The sequence below is a fragment of the Rahnella sp. AA genome, assembly GCF_002834385.1.
Taxonomy (GTDB): domain Bacteria; phylum Pseudomonadota; class Gammaproteobacteria; order Enterobacterales; family Enterobacteriaceae; genus Rahnella.
The window spans coordinates 767,705-784,730 of record NZ_PITQ01000001.1 but is presented as its reverse complement, the minus strand read 5'-3'; the positions used below and the strand labels follow the sequence as shown (position 1 = coordinate 784,730).

The following is a 17,026-nucleotide window of genomic DNA, read 5'->3' as shown; positions in this document are numbered from 1 at the left end:
TTCCGTGCGAAAATCGCACCAGTGCGGTGCGCCACCTTTTCACAACCTGCTGAATTCCCTGTTTTTACACCGCAAGGCCGAACTGGCACGCCCTGTGCTTAACGTTATGTATACAAGTTGCAGTACAAGTTGCAACGCCTTCATAACAGCTAAGGGAACCGCCGATGAAAAACATCAAATCTGAAATTCTTCCGGTCGACAAAAAACGCCGCCAGCTGATGAAATGGCTCGCCATCACCGGCGGAGTATCAACGCTGGGCGGTATGATCCCCACGTCAGTTTTTGCTGCCGACGATGACGAAATTCGCATTGGTTACTGGCCGATTGTGGGAGGACTGCCTTTATATGTCGCGCTGGAACAGGGATTTTTTAAAGAAGCAGGCCTCAATGTTAAAGGTGTTAAGTTCGCCAGTGCTCAGCAAATTGTCGAAGGGATGATCACCGGCAGGATCCACGGTTGCGCCAACGGCACGGCCACCGGCGCACTTGGCCTCGGTGCTATCACTTCACCCGATCTGTTTAAAATCATCTGCTCTAACCCGTCAAACCATACGCTGGTGTTAGATGAATTCCTGGTTCCGCTCAACAGCACGGCAAAAACGATCGGCGACCTGAAGGGCAAGAAAATCGCCTGCGGGCCGGGAATTCAGAACGTCACAATGGCGAAAATCATTCTGGAGAAAAACGGTTTTACCAACCCTTCGGTGATCGAATTGCCGGTCGGCCAGCATGCCCCCGCGCTGGCTGCCGGGCAAATTGACGGCGTCTATACGCTTGAGCCAACCGGAACCGTCGGGCGCATGAAAAACCTGTCCCGTACGCTGGAAACCGGCGTCATTTCCAAATACGTGCTGGGCAATGCCGATGCGCCGTGGTTTGGCGGTGCCGCAGCGCTGAACACCCGTTTTATCGCCAGCAAGCCGGATGAAACCAGGAAGTTTATCGCCGCCTACCAGAAAGCCGTGGATTTCATCGCCTCGCAGCCCGATAAGGCGCGGAAAAATGTCGCCGGTTACACCAGCATTGAACCTGCGCTGGTGAAAGAAGTGCCCCTGCCGGGCTTCGTCATGTATCCCGACCTGAAAGGAGACAACCTGCAATGGTTCCAGAAATTTTATGACGTCTTTACAGAAAGAAAAATCTTCAGCAAACCCGTGGATGTCGCTTCGCTGATTTATCAGGGATAAGGAGAAATATGATGACTTCACGTTGGTCTTCGAGGTTGCTACCGCTGGTGGGTCCGGTGTTGCTGTTTTTATTCTGGCAACTGGCAGTCAGTGCCAGATGGTTGAATCCGGTTCTGCTGCCCTCACCCGTTGAGACACTGGGTTACCTGTTTCAGTCGTTTTTCGATGCATCCATGCGCACCGACATCGGTGCCACGCTGTACCGCACGCTGGTTTCATTCGCGTTTGCCGCCGTGATTGGCGTACCTCTGGGGGTCATTCTGGGGAGTAATGAGAAAGTGTACCGGAGCCTGGAGTTTTTGATCGACTTCTTCCGGTCAACGCCGTCATCGGCACTGATCCCGTTGTTTATGCTGATTTTCGGCATCACCGATGCCAATAAAATTGCCATTGCGGCCTTTGCTGCCGTGCTGGTGATCCTGTTCAATAGTGCTTATGGCGTGATGAATGCCAGGCAAACCCGCCTGATGGCCGCCAAAGTCATGGGCATTTCCCGCTGGCATATTTTCAAAGACATCCTGCTGATGGAAAGTTTGGCGCAAACGTTCGTCGGCTTGCGTACTGGCGTATCGATAGCCCTCGTCATCGTGATCGTCGCGGAAATGTTTATCGGCTCAGAAACCGGGCTGGGGCATCGGATCATTGATGCACAGCAGGTTTTCAATATCAAAGACATGTACGCCTCAATACTCATCACCGGCGCACTGGGCTATTTACTGAATCTGGCCTTTTTGCTGATCGAGAAAAAAACCGTCCACTGGAGTCGTAAAGCATGACGCAACCTCTTTCGCTCAACCCTGATTACAAAGGCCCGCAGTTGCCACAATACGCCACTCGCCCGGATACTCACGTGACGATCCGCGGGCTGACCAAGGCGTTTGCCGGCCAGCCGCTGTATACCGATCTGAATCTGGATTTGCCTCGCGGGAAAATCGTGTCGATCTTTGGCCCAAACGGCTGCGGAAAATCAACATTGATGAACATGATTGCCGGGCTTATCCCGGTGGATAAAGGCGACATTTTGTTTGACGGTAAAACGCTGGCCGACACCACCATCGGCTATGTGTTTCAGAACTACCGCGATGCGCTGTTTCCGTGGATGAGTGCGCGTTCCAATATCGCCTATCCGCTGGTCCGTCACGGGATGAGCAAGGCGCAAGTCAATGCGCGTGTCGATGAACTGATGCAGATGTTTGATATCCGTTTCGACCTGCAACGTTATCCGTATGAACTTTCCGGCGGCCAGCAACAAACCGTATGCATCATGAGGGCGCTGGCGACCCGCCCGGAAGTGATGTTCCTCGACGAGCCTTTTTCTGCGCTGGATTTTGAAATGACGCTGTTTATTCGCGATAAGCTACAGGAAGTTCAGCTGGCGACCGGCGTGACGATGCTGATTGTGTCACATGACCTGGAAGATGCGGTATTTCTCGCTGATGAGATTTTGCTGCTGACGCGGAGGCCGACGCAGGTCGCAGAAATTGTTCCGTTCAGCCTGCCGCGCCCGCGGGGGGCAGAAATCATGAGCCACCCTGAGTTTATCCGGGTAAAAGCCCATACGCTGGAGGTATTTAAGCGGGAAATGGCGCTTTAGCTGACGGCGGTTTGCCGCCACTGACGCGGGCTGACGCCAAACCACCGGCGGAAAGCTCGCGAAAAGGCGCTGACTTCAGAATACCCCAGCAGCAACGCCATTTCGGAAATCGGCAGTTGTTGCTGTTGCAGATAATGCGTCGCCAGCTCACACCGGACTTTATCAACCAGCTGGGTAAATGTCAGATTTTGCTCGCGCAGGCGACGCTGCAACGAGCTCGGCGACATGCCCATTTTATCCGCCACTTCATCCAGCACCGGTTCACCACGCAATAAGACCTGGCGTACGCGGGCGCGGGCGCTGTCGACCACCGACTGATGGGAAGGCGAATCGGCGTTCAGACGACGGATCGCATCCTGCATGACCAGCAAAAGCGTCTGATCGCGCTCCGGCATCGCGCGCTGCAAATCACGTTTAACGATCAGCAGCGAATTATACGGCTGGTCGAAATAGACCGGCGCATCAAACACTTTGCAGTGCTCATGCCACTGCTGCGGGCGCGGATGCTCAAAATGCACCTCGCGCGGTGCCCAGTTTTTCCCCAGCCCGTGGCGCAGTAAGTTGAGGATCATTCCGAGTGTCAGCTCCGCATCCTGCCTTCTGCACAAAATGCTGCCGTGGCGCACCTGATAATCAAACCGGTAATGATCCCCTTTATCCACCAGCCGCGTCAGTGTGTTGTGCTGATGGAATGGAAACGCATTCACCACGTTTTGCAATGCGCTTTCCACCGAGGATGAACATAATCCGATGTAGCCAATCAACCCTAATGACTGCGGTTTGAACTGCTTTCCGTAATGCAAACCGAAGTTATCACAACCTGACTGCGCGGCCGCTTCTTCCAGTACCTGACAATAATTGGTCAGCCCGAGGCTCAGTGTTGGCTGTTGCAGCAATTCCGGATTGATGTGACAAATACCCAGCACACGATCGACATCCGCACCTTTGGCCTGAATAAAATCGCTCAGGCCGCTGGCCGCAGCAGCCAGAACACCACGGTTGCTGTCACTGCCGGTCGTCAGCGCATTCAACGCATTGTTGAAAACGGCTCCGGCCGCGCCTGAAGAAAAGCCTGTCTGCATCGTCTTTGCCCCGTTATGTCTGTGATAAAAGACAACTGCAAGTTTCGTACCAGCGCCAGGCTTCGCTTCCCTGCGATACAATTTGATGAAATACAACGATATAAATCCATCATTGTTTCATTCCCTGCTCCGGCGCACTGCCACCGCGCCCACTTTTCGTGCAGTTTCATCCCATCATTGAGGGCTGATGTGCATGTGCCAGATATTCACGACACAACCTCAGACTTTCGTTTTCCCACTCCCCCCCGAGGCTCTGTGCCATTTCGGTTGTCGCGTGCGATCCGCGCCAGGCCAGCAATTGGATCCGCCTCTGGATAATCAGCGACGGGATCACCGCCAGATCGGCATCACTGAGGTGGCACACGCGCTCGTAACCCTCCAGCCAGTGGTGGATCCACTCCTGTGCCCGCGGATGATGCTCGACAAAACTGATTGCCGCCGCCGCATCGTGGAGATACCAGCCCATTCCGCAGTCGTCAAAATCGATCACCCGCGTTTCGCCTTTATGCAGTAACAAATTGGTCAGCCGCAGATCCGCATGAATAAGACCATAGCGCTGTGCGCTTTTACCGTAACTTTTCAGCACGCTGCCCGTGTGCGCCAGCGTCTCTTGAATCAGGGGAAAACCCGCCGTTGTCAGGCCCGGCGCATCCTGCCAGTGGCCCCAGTGCCCTTGCGCGCCGACCATCGTTTCGCTGTCCCAGACAATACGGCGAAACCCTGCCGGGCTCTGCCATTTGCGGCTGTGCTGATGCAAACGGGCCGTTACTTCACCAAGCTGGGCAAAGGCACGGGGATCGACCTCTGTCGTTGGCATCTCGCCTTCAATCCAGCGGAAAATCACCACATTGCGGCTTTCCCGTTCGCTGACGGCGACGGTTTGCACCGTGGTGCCATCAAGCCCTTTTACCGCCTCCGGCACCTGAATACCGCTGTCACGCAGCGCATCCAGCCACGCCAGTTCACTCTCTATTTCATCACGCTGATGGTAATCCCCGCGATGAACGCGCAGGGCAAAACGTTCGCCATTCGGGCAGCGCAGCAAGAAAGTTGCGTTTTCCGAACGGCAGATCAGCGAAAGATGCCCTTGTAAATCAGGTGAATAACGGCGCAAAGCTTCCGCCGCCAGCAGGTTCAGGCTGTATTCATCAAGCGTGTCAGATTGTTTTGCAGTCATCAGGTCCCACTCCGTACCGGTTAATCGAATCGATATTGCTGGTATTCAGAATGGAAGCGGGGCGTTTTCGTCGCTTGACCTGAGGACAGCAAATGTTGACCGCAAAACACAGTGCGCACGCCGGCAGCGAAAAATTGACCGCAGCGCACAGCGGTCACCGTCCTGCGGTCAAGTTTTGCCGCTTTGCCCGGCGCATTATCAAATCACTTTCAGCCGGAATGGCATTTTTTGCTCACCGGCAGTGACTTTGAAACCGCCCGTCAGGAGACGACTATTATGTTGAAAACTAATGCCTTTGATGCCGCGAGCAGCGGGAATATTTCAGCCGAAAATCTGGCGATGATTGAACGCCGCCGCCGTTTGTTAGGCCCGGCTTACCAGCTGTTCTACAAAAACCCGGTGCATCTGGTGCGCGGCGAAGGCGTGTGGGTATATGACGCCGACGGTCGCCGGTATCTCGATGTCTATAACAACGTGCCTTCCGTCGGCCATTGCCACCCGCATGTACTGGAAGCGCTGGTGCGTCAGGCCTCAACCCTGAATACCCATACGCGTTACCTGCATGAAAATGTGCTGAACTTTGCCGAAAAACTGGTCGGCACCATGCCGGCTGAACTCAGCCAGGTCATGTTTACCTGCACCGGCAGCGAATCTAACGATTTGGCCTTACGTATTGCCGAAGACTTTACCGGCGGCACCGGCGTTATCGTCACCGAATTCAGCTACCACGGTATGACCAAGGCTATTGCAGGGCTTTCCGCTTCGATGGGGCCTTACGTCAAAGTGAACGGCGACGCGCGTGTTATTCCTGCGCCCATCCACAATCCTGCCGATCCGGCGCAAGTCGGCAAACGCTTTGCCAACGATATCCGCGCCGCACTGGCGGATATGGACAGGCATGGCATCAAACCTGCGGCGCTGATGATCGACACCTTCTTTACCAGCGACGGGGGGTTCTTCGATCCGGCGGGTTTCCTGAAAGAGGCTATCGACGTCATCCATGAAGCCGGCGCGTTGTATATCGCCGATGAAGTGCAGCCGGGCTATGGCCGCTCCGGTGAACATATGTGGGGCTTCCAGCGCCACGGCGTACTGCCCGATATCGTGTCGCTCGGCAAGCCGATGGGCAACGGGCATCCGATGGCAGGTATTACCATTCAGCCGCACATTCTCGAACGTTTCGGCAGTGAATCGAGTTATTTCAATACCTTTGGCGGCAATACCGTGTCTTCCGCCGTCGGTCTGGCCGTTCTGGAAGTGATCGAACAGGAAAACCTGATCGCCAGCGTCGGCCTGGCCGGGAAAGCCATCCTTGACGGCATTACCGCACTTTCACAGCGCTTCCCGGCGATTGGCAGCGTGCGCGGGGCCGGGTTATTCGTCAGCGTCGATTTCGTGACTGAAAACGGCGCACCGGATTCCGTCACCGCGCTGGCGGTCGTCAATGCATTGCGCGAAGAAGGCGTGCTGATTGGCGCTTCCGGCCCGCATGCCAACATTCTGAAGATCCGCCCGCCGCTGGTCTTTACCGCCGAACACAGCCAGATCCTGGTGAACGCGCTGGAAAGCGTATTGAGCAAAATGTTCTGATCCCCCCTTTCAGGAGTGCAATATGACAACACAACTTAAACCGACGCTCGGCACCCTGCACTTATGGGCAATTGCCGTCGGACTGGTCATTTCGGGTGAGTATTTTGGCTGGAGTTATGGCTGGGGCGTGGCGGGGACGCTGGGTTTTCTGGTCACAACCCTGCTGGTTGCCACGATGTATACCTGCTTTATTTTCAGTTTTACCGAGCTGACCACGGCCATTCCTCATGCGGGCGGCCCGTTTGCCTACAGCCGCCGGGCCTATGGTGAAACCGGTGGATTGATCGCCGGTATGGCAACGCTGATTGAGTTTGTGTTTGCTCCTCCGGCGATTGCACTGGCAATTGGTGCCTATCTCAACGTGCAGTTCCCCACGCTGGATCCTAAAATCGCCGCTGTCGGTGCCTATGTTGTATTTATGGTGCTGAATATCCTCGGCGTAAAACTGGCAGCGATGTTTGAGCTGGTGGTGACCGTTCTGGCGGTACTGGAGTTGCTGGTGTTTATGGGCGTGGTCGCACCCGGCTTTAGCGTCAGCAATTTCGTGCTTAATGGCTGGGCAGGCAGCGCGCATTTCAGCTTCCCGGCATTCTCCGGTATTTTCGCGGCAATCCCCTTTGCTATCTGGTTCTTCCTCGCGATTGAAGGGGCGGCGATGGCGGCTGAAGAGGCTAAAGATCCGAAACGCACCATCCCGAAAGCTTATGTCAGCGGCATTCTCACCCTGGTCGTGCTGGCCATTGGCGTGATGGTGATGGCGGGCGGCGCAGGCGAGTGGAGCAAACTGTCTAACATCAATGACCCGCTGCCACAGGCCATGAAAATGGTGGTTGGCGAGCATTCTGGCTGGATGCACATGCTGGTGTGGATTGGCCTGTTTGGGCTGGTAGCCAGCTTCCACGGTATCATCCTCGGCTATTCGCGGCAGTTCTTCGCTCTGGCGCGAGCCGGATACCTGCCTTCAGGACTGGCAAAACTGTCCCGTTTCCAGACGCCGCACCGTGCCATTCTGCTCGGCGGCGCCATTGGCATCGCGGCAATTTTCAGCGATGGTTTAATCAATTTGCAGGGAATGTCGCTGACCGCTGCGATGATCACCATGGCGGTATTCGGAGCGATTGTGATGTATCTGATGAGTATGCTGAGCCTGTTCCGCCTGCGTAAAATCGCCCCGGAACTGGAACGCAGTTTCCGCGCGCCGGGCTATCCGCTGGTGCCGGGTATTGCACTGGTGCTGGCCGCGGTCTGTCTGGTGGCGATGGTGTGGTTTAATCTGGTGATCGCGGGTGTGTTTGTGGCGTTTATGGCCTGCGGTTATCTGTACTTTATTTCGACCAAGACGCAGCGCAGCAATGCGCCAAGGGATCTGATGCTCGAAGGGGAATAACGGATATTCAGGGGCGCATGGTTGCGCCCCTGATGCTTTTGCTCAAAAGCTCAGAGCGCGAAACGCGACTGCGGCCACAGCCAGGCGGCACCGCGAACACCGCTGGAATCTCCGTGAACCGCTTTAAGGATCGGCGTTTCACATTCGCCGCCAAAGACCCACTGTTTGATCAGCACGGGAACGGTCTGGTACAGACGATCCACATTGCTCATGCCGCCGCCAAAAACGATAACGTCCGGATCCAGAATGTTCACCACATTGGCCAGCGCTTTTGCCAGACGACGCTCATAGCGGCCCAGCGCCAGCTCCGCCGTTTCATCGCCCAGCGCGACCCGCTCAATAATCTCCGCGCCTTTCAGCCGCTGGCCTGACAACCGGAAATAATCTTCCGCAAACCCCGTGCCGGAAACAAACGTCTCAACGCACCCGGATTTGCCGCAGTAACACGGTACGTCGCGCGCAAACTGAATTTCTTCCTCATCCTGCCAAGGTAACGGGTTGTGCCCCCACTCTCCGGCATTACCGTTTCCCCCCGCATGCGCCACGCCGTTGAGCGCAACGCCGGAACCACAGCCGGTGCCAATGATCACCGCAAACACCGTATGATGCCCGGCACCTGCGCCGTCGGTCGCTTCGGAAACCGCCAGGCAGTTGGCGTCGTTGGCAATATGCACTTCTCGTTTTAACAACAGCGCCAGATCTTCATCCAGCTGCTGTCCGTTGAGCCAGATTGAGTTTGAATTCTTCACTTTGCCGGTAAACGGCGAAAGCGTGCCGGGGATCCCAAGGCCGACGCTGCCGTGCTGGCCGGTGGCTTTTTCGGCGTCCAGCACCAGACCTTCAATCGCTTTCAGCGTGCGTTCGTAATCATTTCTGGGCGTATCCACCCGTTTGCGGAAACGTTCTTTCCCTTCGTCGGATAACGCGATGACTTCTATTTTTGTGCCGCCTAAATCAATGCCAATTCGCACGTTTTCTCTCCTGTTTCTGCCGGTAGGGTCAGTTATTTTGAGGTTAATTCAGTTTAGAAGCTCGGTGCGGTCGTCACCAGAATAAGCTGTTATGCAATGTTTCATGCCACGGCGATTTCTTAACGACGACCGGCGCTCAATTGGTTATCATGCCGCCCTGCATTCATTTAATCAGCGTACCACGAGTGCGCCGGGACAGGGATAACGCCATGTTATGGTTTAAGAATTTGTTGGTATACCGTTTGAGCCGTGAAGTTTCGTTATCTGCTGACGAAATGGAAAAACAGCTCAGCGCTTTCACCTTTACCCCGTGCGGCAGCCAGGATATGGCGAAAACCGGCTGGGTTTCACCGATGGGTTCCCACGGTGGCGATGCGCTGACTCACGTTAACGGCGGTCAGATCCTGATCTGCGCCCGTAAAGAAGAAAAAATCCTGCCTTCTCCGGTCATCAAACAGGAGCTACAGGCCAAGATTGATCAGCTTGAAGGTGAGCAACACCGTAAGCTGAAGAAAACCGAAAAAGATTCCCTGAAAGACGAAGTGCTGCACAGCCTGATGCCGCGCGCGTTCAGCCGTTTCAGCCAGACGTTTATGTGGATTGACACCGTTAACGGCCTGATCATGGTCGATGCCGCCAGCGCGAAAAAAGCGGAAGATATGCTGGCGCTGCTGCGTAAAAGCCTGGGTTCCCTGCCGGTTGTGCCGTTAACCATGGAAAGCCCGATTGAACTGACGCTGACCGAATGGGTCCGTTCAGGCCAGACGCCTGCCGGTTTTGCCCTGCAGGATGAAGCCGAGCTGAAAGCGATTCTGGAAGAAGGCGGCGTGATCCGCTGTAAGAAACAGGCGCTGGTCAGCGACGAAATCGCCACGCACATCGAGAATGGCAAACTGGTGACCAAACTGGCCGTTGACTGGCAGGAACGCATTGCTGTTGTTCTGGCCGACGACGGCAGCATCAAACGTTTGAAATTCAGCGACGTGATCCGTGACCAGAACGAAGACATCGATCGCGAAGATTTCGCCGGACGTTTCGATGCGGATTTCGTGCTGATGACCGGTGAACTGGCGGCGCTGATTCAAAACCTGATTGAGGCCCTGGGCGGCGAAGCCCAACGCTAGTTATACCCTTCATCCTTCAAGCTGCCTCCGCGTTGGCCGCCTTCGCGAACTCCGGGAGCATACTGATGTATGCTCCCGGAGGATTCACTCAGTTGCCGCCTTGATGCAACTCGAATGATTTTGGGTATACGGAGTTATGAAATAAGAAAAGGCGCTCATTGGCGCCTTTTCTGTTTGTGCTGTGTCTGAATGATTTATTTGGTCAGATATTTGCAGAGATAAGACGTGGTTTCGCCGACCTGCAAATTGAATTCACTTTTACCCGGAATGTAGAAGGTTTCGCCCGGCTTGAAGACCTGCCAGTCCGGAGAACCCGGGATCAGCACTTTCAGCGAGCCGCTGATGACGGTCATTTCTTCCGGCTTAGCGGTGCCGAAAGTGTATTCGCCGACGGCCATCACGCCAACACTGGCTGAACCCGTACTGTCGCTGTCAAAACCAATCGACTTAACTTTCCCGTCAAAATACTCATTATTTTTCAACATAGATTGGCCCTTTGCGATAATTTTCAGAGCCTCCATATTAGGGGCAGGAACCTCATTCTGTCACTGATTTTTACCGCTTTATCTGCACCAGACGACACCGCCCGCAAAGCGGTGTCGCTGATTTGATTTTATCGCCGCACAGTGCCATTGTGGACAACTGTTCGCCTCATAAAATCCCGTCTCAGATAACCAGCTCCGCCGCCAGTTTTGCCATCAGCACATTCGAGAGCAATACCGGGATGTTGAGATGCTTTTTCAACAATTCAGCGTGATGCCGCGTGTAACCGATACAGTCGAGCACCACCACTTCAGCACCCTGCTGCGCCAGACGCATTGCCGCTTCCATAATGGTCTGATCATCGGAAATATACGGGCTGGCCACGGCAAAACAAGGCGGTTTGGACAACTTCCGCCATTTATTCGACTGCTCCACAATCTGCTCTTCGATTGGCACGACTATCCCGGCACGGTGTTGGCCGACAATTGCACCAATTAACGGCGGAATAATCCGGTCCGGCTCGAGCAGCAGCGCATTGCGGGCCCGCAGATTTTTAAATTCGCCGGTACACAACAGCAAAATGGTCATGCAACCAAGCGCTTCCAGAACGTCGATTTTTTCCTGTAATCCGCGTTCGACCCGATGCGCCGCCATGGTGACCTGCGAACCGTCCAGCAAACGCGTGACCAGTACCGCATCGCCTTCCGCAGGCGCATAACGCTGCTCAATTTGCTCCGTGCTCATTCCGTCCAGCAGGCCCACATGGGTGACTGATTTGGCCGGCAGATACGCCATCAGCAGCGGCATAATGTCACTGCGCGGCGCCTGTCCAATGGTTAACGTCGCAAAGGTCGTCGTCATAAAGGTTACTTCCGGTTTTGCAGGTGGCGCAGGCTTCCGTACAGCGACAACAGGAGTTGATATTCGTCAGCATCAAAGAACTGGCACGTACCGCGCCCGAATTCTTTCGCGACTTCTACGGCAAATTTGGCCGCCAGAGCGATATCCACTTCATGGCTCGCGCCGGTGCCGCAGCCCGGCACCACAGATTCTGCCGTGATCGCCACGCCAACCACCGGAACGCTGGTCGCCGTTGACGGCTGCAAAATGCTGTTGAGGTGATGAACGCCGTTGCCGTAAGGCGTGATGTCCTGGGTGGTTATCGGGAAAGTGACCGCAGGTTTACCGCTGGTCATCTCCATAATGCGCACCAGATCTTCGGATACACGCAGGATATAGCCCTCTTTCACTGTCGGCGAAATGGCGTAACCCTTGTGATTGATAATGCGGTTGCCTTTAGTGGTGTCGATGGAAAGAATGGCATCAACGCCGTCGACCACTTCGTTATCATTCATGGTCACGTCGTCGATCGGCGAATCCATGAAATCCACCGGATCGTGCGGGCGGGTTGGCGCGTTCGGGCAGATATGGGTGGTGATGATCACATCGCCTTCCAGCGCATCACCTTTACGCTGCATGTCCGCCAGCTTCAGCGCGCAGGTTACCGCAGCAATCGCACCGTCCGCGTCGGAGACCAGGCCAATGCGCGTCGGGCGCGCACCGATCCCGCCCAGACGGCCAATAATGCCTAACGTCGGGGCGGTACCGCCGCTGCTTTTACCTTTGCTGCCCGGCACGGTGATACGGACGAAATCCGTGCCGCCTTTCGGGCCATCCGCACGGTTTGTGCTGGCGATGATACCCGGATAACGGGTGAATAAATCCACAACATCCTGACCGCTGACGTGTGCGCTATCCATCAGTTCAAATACTGTTAACGTCTGTTGTAAACTCATCACAAAATCCTCTTAAAACTTCGTGACCGGCGCACAGGCGCAGAAGCCAAAACGGTCACGAACGCTGTTCATCATCGGAACAGTCAGTGTTTAATGCTGGCCAGATAACGGCCCTGGTGTTGGCAATAACGCTTTACTTTTTGGTACTGAAAACCGAGGTGAAGAAGCTGTAAAGTGCATCACCGGCAATAAAACCTGCCGCCAGCACTTCCATTGGCGTACGCCCTTTTTCACCCCAGATACGAATAATGATAATGCGCAGCACGATACCGCAAACGACCGCCCACCCCGCCATCACGCTGTTGATCAGAAGCCCGGTCGCCAGCAGCACGCCGAGCTGACGTTTAGGACCGCCTATCAGCTGGATGAGCGCGCCCGGAATCGCCCAAATCAGCAGGCTGTGGGCAATACCCGGCTGTGCACCGGCCTGAATAGTTTTGGCATAAACGCGCGCCACCGGCGGAACCAAATCCTGAGAGAAATAGCCGTAATGCGCGTACCACACCACCGGAATGGCGATAATGAAGGCCAGCAACGCGGCGAATAACTGGATGCGGCGGCCATACAGCTCAGCCTGTAAATCTTTTCCATAGCCACGGAGAATAAATCCGGCTTTCAGGTCAAAACCCATATCGGCAAACGCCGGGCCCGTCGCGGCGGTAAAACCGGTCAGCACGCAGAGTGCCAGCGGCGGGAAACCTATCAGAATGCCAACAATCAGCGTAATCAGCGCCACGGCAAATGCAGGGAACCAGCCGGAGTGCATAGCGGCAATCCCGACAATCAGCTCATGGAAGAATGCGGCAAAGGCGGCGTAAATCACGAACGCGATCAGCATGCCAACAGACATTTCGCTGTACAAACCACCGGCCAGCGCCAGCAGCGCAGCAATCGCGATATACCCGAACGCCCCCAACCCCAGCGCTTTACGCACTTCTTTCGCGGGTTGTGTAAAGGTCGTTTTGGCGTCAGCATTTTTACTGCGGACGACCAGGATCACCTGTACCAGTGAAACCAGACCCGCACCGACCATCATGCCGTGCGGGATATACAGGGCATTGAGATCCAGCCCCGCCACCGGCTGCGCATAAGCGCGGATCAGCAATCCGATGCCAAACATACTGAGCGCCCAGATATTGCCGATAAACGCGGTACCGAAAGCCGCCATAGGTATTTTGAGCATTGCGCCAGCCAGCCCGACCACGACGCCGGCCACCAGCAGCCAGGCCTGACGCCCGCCGTTATCACCGGCTTTGATAGCCTCTGCTGCTGCCACGCCCGGCGGCCACGCATTACTGGCAGGGAACACCTTGGTATCGAAAAGACGATAAAGCAGGTAGGCATCCAGCAACATCGCCACTGCCACGCCAGCAAACATCGGCATGATCAGTTGCGGCTGGCCCATGACATAAGGGATTGCTATCGGCATCAGCAGGCTGTTTGCCGCACCGAAAGTCGCGGAGGAAATCACGGTTTGCGCCAGATTCTGTGTATGTACAGAACGATAGCGTCGAAAAGCTTGCATCGGGATGCGCGCCAGCAGCATGGCAAACAGCGCGCCGATAATAGAGGTATTAGGCGTCACACCTAACGTAGTAATCAGTTGAACACCGATGATTGCGCCCAAAACAGACAACAAAATCATCACGATGAGAGTGCCAATATCCTTTAGCTGGTTTTCCTTATTATCTTTAACAGGTTGATCTGACATAAGGCCCCTGGTGTTGAGCAAGTATTTCACATAACAAATTATCCGGGTCCGTTACTGGTCATTACCTTTCCGGCTCATTGCCGGTTTTGATAAACGCCAATATTCATCACCCAATTTCCCGGCAATTTGCCGGGTTACTGCAATCAGTCCTTCTTTTATCCCTTCCGGAATTTCTTTTCCCTGCGCAGGCGAAGGGAAAGACAAACAGAGCCCGACGGTCTCATTACGATGTTTATTAAAAATGCTGGTGGCTAAAGAACTGATCCCCTGCAACGTTTCATTATTCGCAAATGACAAACCGGTACACCGGACATCAGCCAGCCGGGCTAAAAGCCTTTCCATGTTTGCCGGGGCATTAACAGAATTAACCTGATATTGTCCGCTAAATCGCTCCAGCACTTCATCATCGGTATAGCGCGCCAGAATCGCACGGCCAATCGCGGTTTCGTGCGCGGGTAATAAACTGCCCGCTGGCGTGACAACTTGCAGATAAGTTCTGCCGGGAAACATCCGCATAACCATAATGTCCCGCCCTTCCAGCATTGAAATATACCCGGTGCATTGGGTTAGCTGGCTCAGTTGCGCCATATACGGTGAAGCAGAATCGACCAGCGGAGCCGATAAATAATGGCTGGAAACAGCCAGTAATAACTTTCCGACCCGATATAAACGGCTGTCCGGATCACGCTCCAGCAAGCCTTCCGTTTCCATCGTCATCAGCAAACGAGAAACGGTGCTTTTCGGCAATTTTAAATTTTCGACTACATCACTGAAAGACAAGCCGGGATGTCCCTGACTGATCCCCTGCTTTGAAAATAACTTCAGCACCGCAGCCGCATTTTCTAATGTGGTCATAAAGGAGGGAGTTCCGGTATATGGAACAGGGTTCCTGTTAAGTTAAATAAAAACTAAAGCTGATACGAGTCAGCGTCAAGTCGTTTATTTTTCACACGAAAGGCTACAGATAAATGAATATGCTTAAAGAAATTCCTAAAACCATTTAATGGCAATACAGGAGGGATAAATGCCGAGTATTAATGAGGTGACGAACGTAAAACTCAGCAGAATATTTTGATTAAATATTACGCAAAATATAGAGGGCAATAGAGGCTTCGACGAGAATGATAGTGACTGACCAGACAGCAGGCATCACTTTTGCATGCTGGTTAAAGAACGACATCAGGGGTTTCATCATTGATTCCGTTACAAGAGTTAAAGTAATCACCTGAGTTATTATTTTACGCCCGGACATACACCAGTACAATACTTAAGCACTCGTGTTCCCTGTGACTGAAAATGGCCCGATTTGTTTACAGCGCCTCTGCCGCCCGGGAAATTCAGGCATAAAAAAACGAGCCGCAGGGGCTCGTTATTGAATGATATCGGGAGATTTAACGTGCCAGCGGCAACGCCAGCGCATCCAGAATAGAATTCACCACCAGCGCCGGATCCTGCGTTCCGTCCACAACATGATGAGCGGCCTGCTGATAAAGCGCTTCGCGTTCGTTCAGCACTTCCCTCATTTCTTCAGTGATTGGCTTGCCGGTCAGCGTCGGACGCTGGTCTTCCTGCGGAGCATCTTCCAGGCGGTTTGCCAGCGTAGATGCCGGTGAGCGCAGATAGATAACGGTGCCCGCCTCACGCATAAAATCGCGATTTTCTGCCGACAGCACCACGCCACCGCCGGTCGCAATGACCGTCAGCGGCGAGCAGATTGCTTTGAGCGTTTCGGCTTCACGAAGGCGAAATCCTGCCCAGCCTTCGCGGTCAACAATATCAGCCACGCTAAGGCCTGAGGTACGCAGCAGATGCAGATCGGTATCGACAAATTTATAGCCCAGAGCCTTAGCCAGAACGCTGCCAACTGTCGTTTTACCCGCGCCGCGCGCGCCTACCATGAAAATGGGTTGTGTCATTACCGCTATCCTTTATTTCCCGTGAGCCCCGTTGCCCACCTGATGAAAATCCATCCTCAATATGGAGTATGAATGTCAAAAGCTGCGTGTTGAACTGCCTTAAGACGTACTCGCGAAATAGTACAACAAAAAAGCCTCACTGGCAGATTTTGTCACCTGCCGGTGAAGCTTCTGTAGCGTTTTATTTACGCCCTTCAGGGCATCATACTGAAAAATCCTTGCTACGCAATGGCCTGCAGTAAGCTTTGGGAGCCATCACTCCTAAGTAACTGTATCAGCGAGGTTTACAAATATACACCAGCGCAGGTGGAAAGTTTTTCACCACACGGATCTTTTTCCAGGTGAAATAGCGGGACAGCAATTTCTCAGACATTTGGCTGTACTGGAACAATATCAGTACACCGTCTTTTTCCTTCAGCTGTTGCTGCGTTTTTTGCAAAATCCGGATGCTGGTGCGCACGGGCATAGACAACAGCGGCAGGCAGGAAAACACAACGTCATAATGCGAGCCCATATGCTCAGCAGAGTGAGCCATCACTTGCAAACGGCGATCGTCCATCTGATTAAGCTTGCGGACAAACGCTGGCTGTATTTCAAACGCTTCAAGTTTTGCATCAGCACGCATACGCTCCAGAATGCGGCGGGTCAGCACACCGTCAGCGGCCCCCAGCTCAGCGATATCCAGCGATGTGGTCCAGTCAATCTGGCTGAGCATCGTGTGACATAGCCAGGATGATGAAGGCATCAATGTTCCCATCGTCCGGGGTGAAGTAATAAAATTCTGCAGATAAAAAAATTGATTCTGGATCGAAAGACCTGTGTTCTTAATTGTCATTTTTGCGGCATTCAACATATAAAAAATCCTCCTGGGGATATAGACCCTGATTAAAACAAAAAATTCTTAAGAAATGATTAATAAAAGAAATAACCGCCAGAAAGATTAATTAAAATGAAATCACATGAGAGAATTCTCAAAAGAGTAGATTATAAAAAAGATGGGTAACAAAA

The 17,026-nt window shown here is 53.8% G+C and carries 16 protein-coding genes; 6 read left to right on the top strand and 10 right to left on the bottom strand.

From position 1 onward, the window contains the following. Positions 1 to 164: 164 nt before the first annotated feature. The 3 genes from CWS43_RS03520 to CWS43_RS03510 are packed head-to-tail and all read left to right on the top strand — an operon-like array spanning position 165 to position 2,781. Positions 165 to 1,187: an ABC transporter substrate-binding protein gene (locus CWS43_RS03520; protein WP_101075453.1), complete on the top strand. Its 1,023-nt coding sequence runs from the start codon at positions 165 to 167 to the stop codon at positions 1,185 to 1,187. 11 nt (positions 1,188 to 1,198) lie between these two features. Then, a complete protein-coding gene (locus tag CWS43_RS03515) occupies positions 1,199 to 1,963 on the top strand; it encodes an ABC transporter permease (protein WP_101075452.1) in 765 nt (254 codons plus the stop codon). Further along, positions 1,960 to 2,781, top strand: a complete 822-nt coding sequence (locus tag CWS43_RS03510; protein ID WP_232776643.1) for an ABC transporter ATP-binding protein — start codon at positions 1,960 to 1,962, stop codon at positions 2,779 to 2,781. Before CWS43_RS03515 ends, CWS43_RS03510 begins: the two co-directional genes overlap by 4 nt. Here the strand turns inward: CWS43_RS03510 and CWS43_RS03505 are convergent. Further along, positions 2,778 to 3,863: an AraC family transcriptional regulator gene (locus tag CWS43_RS03505; RefSeq protein WP_232776640.1), complete on the bottom strand. Its 1,086-nt coding sequence runs from the start codon at positions 3,861 to 3,863 to the stop codon at positions 2,778 to 2,780. The genes CWS43_RS03510 and CWS43_RS03505 overlap by 4 nt on opposite strands. Positions 3,864 to 4,029: 166 nt before the next feature. Then, positions 4,030 to 5,040, bottom strand: a complete 1,011-nt coding sequence (locus tag CWS43_RS03500; protein WP_101075451.1) for a phosphotransferase enzyme family protein — start codon at positions 5,038 to 5,040, stop codon at positions 4,030 to 4,032. A gap of 276 nt (positions 5,041 to 5,316) precedes the next feature. On the opposite strand from CWS43_RS03500, the gene CWS43_RS03495 reads away from it, so the two are divergent. Further along, positions 5,317 to 6,630: an aspartate aminotransferase family protein gene (locus tag CWS43_RS03495; RefSeq protein ID WP_101075795.1), complete on the top strand. Its 1,314-nt coding sequence runs from the start codon at positions 5,317 to 5,319 to the stop codon at positions 6,628 to 6,630. A 22-nt stretch (positions 6,631 to 6,652) separates the two neighbouring features. Beyond that, positions 6,653 to 8,017 carry an ethanolamine permease gene (eat, locus tag CWS43_RS03490; protein WP_101075450.1) on the top strand — a complete coding sequence of 455 codons (1,365 nt, stop codon included), beginning with the start codon at positions 6,653 to 6,655 and terminating at the stop codon, positions 8,015 to 8,017. 50 nt (positions 8,018 to 8,067) lie between these two features. On the opposite strand, the gene mak is transcribed toward eat, so the two are convergent. Further along, entirely contained in the window at positions 8,068 to 8,988 is a 921-nt protein-coding gene (gene mak / locus CWS43_RS03485; RefSeq protein ID WP_101075449.1) for a fructokinase, read from the bottom strand. A gap of 209 nt (positions 8,989 to 9,197) precedes the next feature. On the opposite strand from mak, the gene rdgC reads away from it, so the two are divergent. Further along, positions 9,198 to 10,112, top strand: a complete 915-nt coding sequence (gene rdgC, locus CWS43_RS03480) for a recombination-associated protein RdgC (RefSeq protein ID WP_101075448.1) — start codon at positions 9,198 to 9,200, stop codon at positions 10,110 to 10,112. Positions 10,113 to 10,306: 194 nt separating this feature from the next. On the opposite strand, the gene ppnP is transcribed toward rdgC, so the two are convergent. The 7 genes from ppnP to CWS43_RS03440 all read right to left on the bottom strand — a co-directional run bounded on the left by ppnP (position 10,307) and on the right by CWS43_RS03440 (position 16,871). After that, positions 10,307 to 10,597, bottom strand: coding sequence for a pyrimidine/purine nucleoside phosphorylase (gene ppnP, locus CWS43_RS03470; protein ID WP_101075794.1), 291 nt, complete (start codon positions 10,595 to 10,597; stop codon positions 10,307 to 10,309). A gap of 181 nt (positions 10,598 to 10,778) precedes the next feature. Beyond that, positions 10,779 to 11,456: an AroM family protein gene (locus tag CWS43_RS03465; protein ID WP_101075447.1), complete on the bottom strand. Its 678-nt coding sequence runs from the start codon at positions 11,454 to 11,456 to the stop codon at positions 10,779 to 10,781. 5 nt (positions 11,457 to 11,461) lie between these two features. Beyond that, positions 11,462 to 12,391, bottom strand: a complete 930-nt coding sequence (locus CWS43_RS03460) for a DUF1177 domain-containing protein (RefSeq protein ID WP_101075446.1) — start codon at positions 12,389 to 12,391, stop codon at positions 11,462 to 11,464. A gap of 133 nt (positions 12,392 to 12,524) precedes the next feature. Further along, positions 12,525 to 14,102: an OPT/YSL family transporter gene (locus CWS43_RS03455; RefSeq protein WP_101075445.1), complete on the bottom strand. Its 1,578-nt coding sequence runs from the start codon at positions 14,100 to 14,102 to the stop codon at positions 12,525 to 12,527. A 51-nt stretch (positions 14,103 to 14,153) separates the two neighbouring features. Next, on the bottom strand, positions 14,154 to 14,957 hold the full coding sequence (locus CWS43_RS03450; RefSeq protein ID WP_101075444.1) for an IclR family transcriptional regulator: 804 nt from the start codon (positions 14,955 to 14,957) through the stop codon (positions 14,154 to 14,156). A 536-nt stretch (positions 14,958 to 15,493) separates the two neighbouring features. Next, on the bottom strand, positions 15,494 to 16,018 hold the full coding sequence (gene aroL, locus CWS43_RS03445; protein WP_101075443.1) for a shikimate kinase AroL: 525 nt from the start codon (positions 16,016 to 16,018) through the stop codon (positions 15,494 to 15,496). Positions 16,019 to 16,292: 274 nt separating this feature from the next. Then, positions 16,293 to 16,871 carry a class I SAM-dependent methyltransferase gene (locus CWS43_RS03440; protein WP_101075442.1) on the bottom strand — a complete coding sequence of 193 codons (579 nt, stop codon included), beginning with the start codon at positions 16,869 to 16,871 and terminating at the stop codon, positions 16,293 to 16,295. Positions 16,872 to 17,026: the final 155 nt, after the last annotated feature.

Coding starts and splice junctions, on each gene's coding strand:
- CWS43_RS03520 (WP_101075453.1), top strand. CDS start 165: ATGAAAAACATCAAATCTGAAATTCTTCCGGTCGACAAAAAACGCCGC.
- CWS43_RS03515 (WP_101075452.1), top strand. CDS start 1,199: ATGACTTCACGTTGGTCTTCGAGGTTGCTACCGCTGGTGGGTCCGGTG.
- CWS43_RS03510 (WP_232776643.1), top strand. CDS start 1,960: ATGACGCAACCTCTTTCGCTCAACCCTGATTACAAAGGCCCGCAGTTG.
- CWS43_RS03505 (WP_232776640.1), bottom strand. CDS start 3,863: ATGCAGACAGGCTTTTCTTCAGGCGCGGCCGGAGCCGTTTTCAACAAT.
- CWS43_RS03500 (WP_101075451.1), bottom strand. CDS start 5,040: ATGACTGCAAAACAATCTGACACGCTTGATGAATACAGCCTGAACCTG.
- CWS43_RS03495 (WP_101075795.1), top strand. CDS start 5,317: ATGTTGAAAACTAATGCCTTTGATGCCGCGAGCAGCGGGAATATTTCA.
- eat (WP_101075450.1), top strand. CDS start 6,653: ATGACAACACAACTTAAACCGACGCTCGGCACCCTGCACTTATGGGCA.
- rdgC (WP_101075448.1), top strand. CDS start 9,198: ATGTTATGGTTTAAGAATTTGTTGGTATACCGTTTGAGCCGTGAAGTT.
- ppnP (WP_101075794.1), bottom strand. CDS start 10,597: ATGTTGAAAAATAATGAGTATTTTGACGGGAAAGTTAAGTCGATTGGT.
- CWS43_RS03465 (WP_101075447.1), bottom strand. CDS start 11,456: ATGACGACGACCTTTGCGACGTTAACCATTGGACAGGCGCCGCGCAGT.
- CWS43_RS03460 (WP_101075446.1), bottom strand. CDS start 12,391: ATGAGTTTACAACAGACGTTAACAGTATTTGAACTGATGGATAGCGCA.
- CWS43_RS03455 (WP_101075445.1), bottom strand. CDS start 14,102: ATGTCAGATCAACCTGTTAAAGATAATAAGGAAAACCAGCTAAAGGAT.
- CWS43_RS03450 (WP_101075444.1), bottom strand. CDS start 14,957: ATGACCACATTAGAAAATGCGGCTGCGGTGCTGAAGTTATTTTCAAAG.
- aroL (WP_101075443.1), bottom strand. CDS start 16,018: ATGACACAACCCATTTTCATGGTAGGCGCGCGCGGCGCGGGTAAAACG.
- CWS43_RS03440 (WP_101075442.1), bottom strand. CDS start 16,871: ATGTTGAATGCCGCAAAAATGACAATTAAGAACACAGGTCTTTCGATC.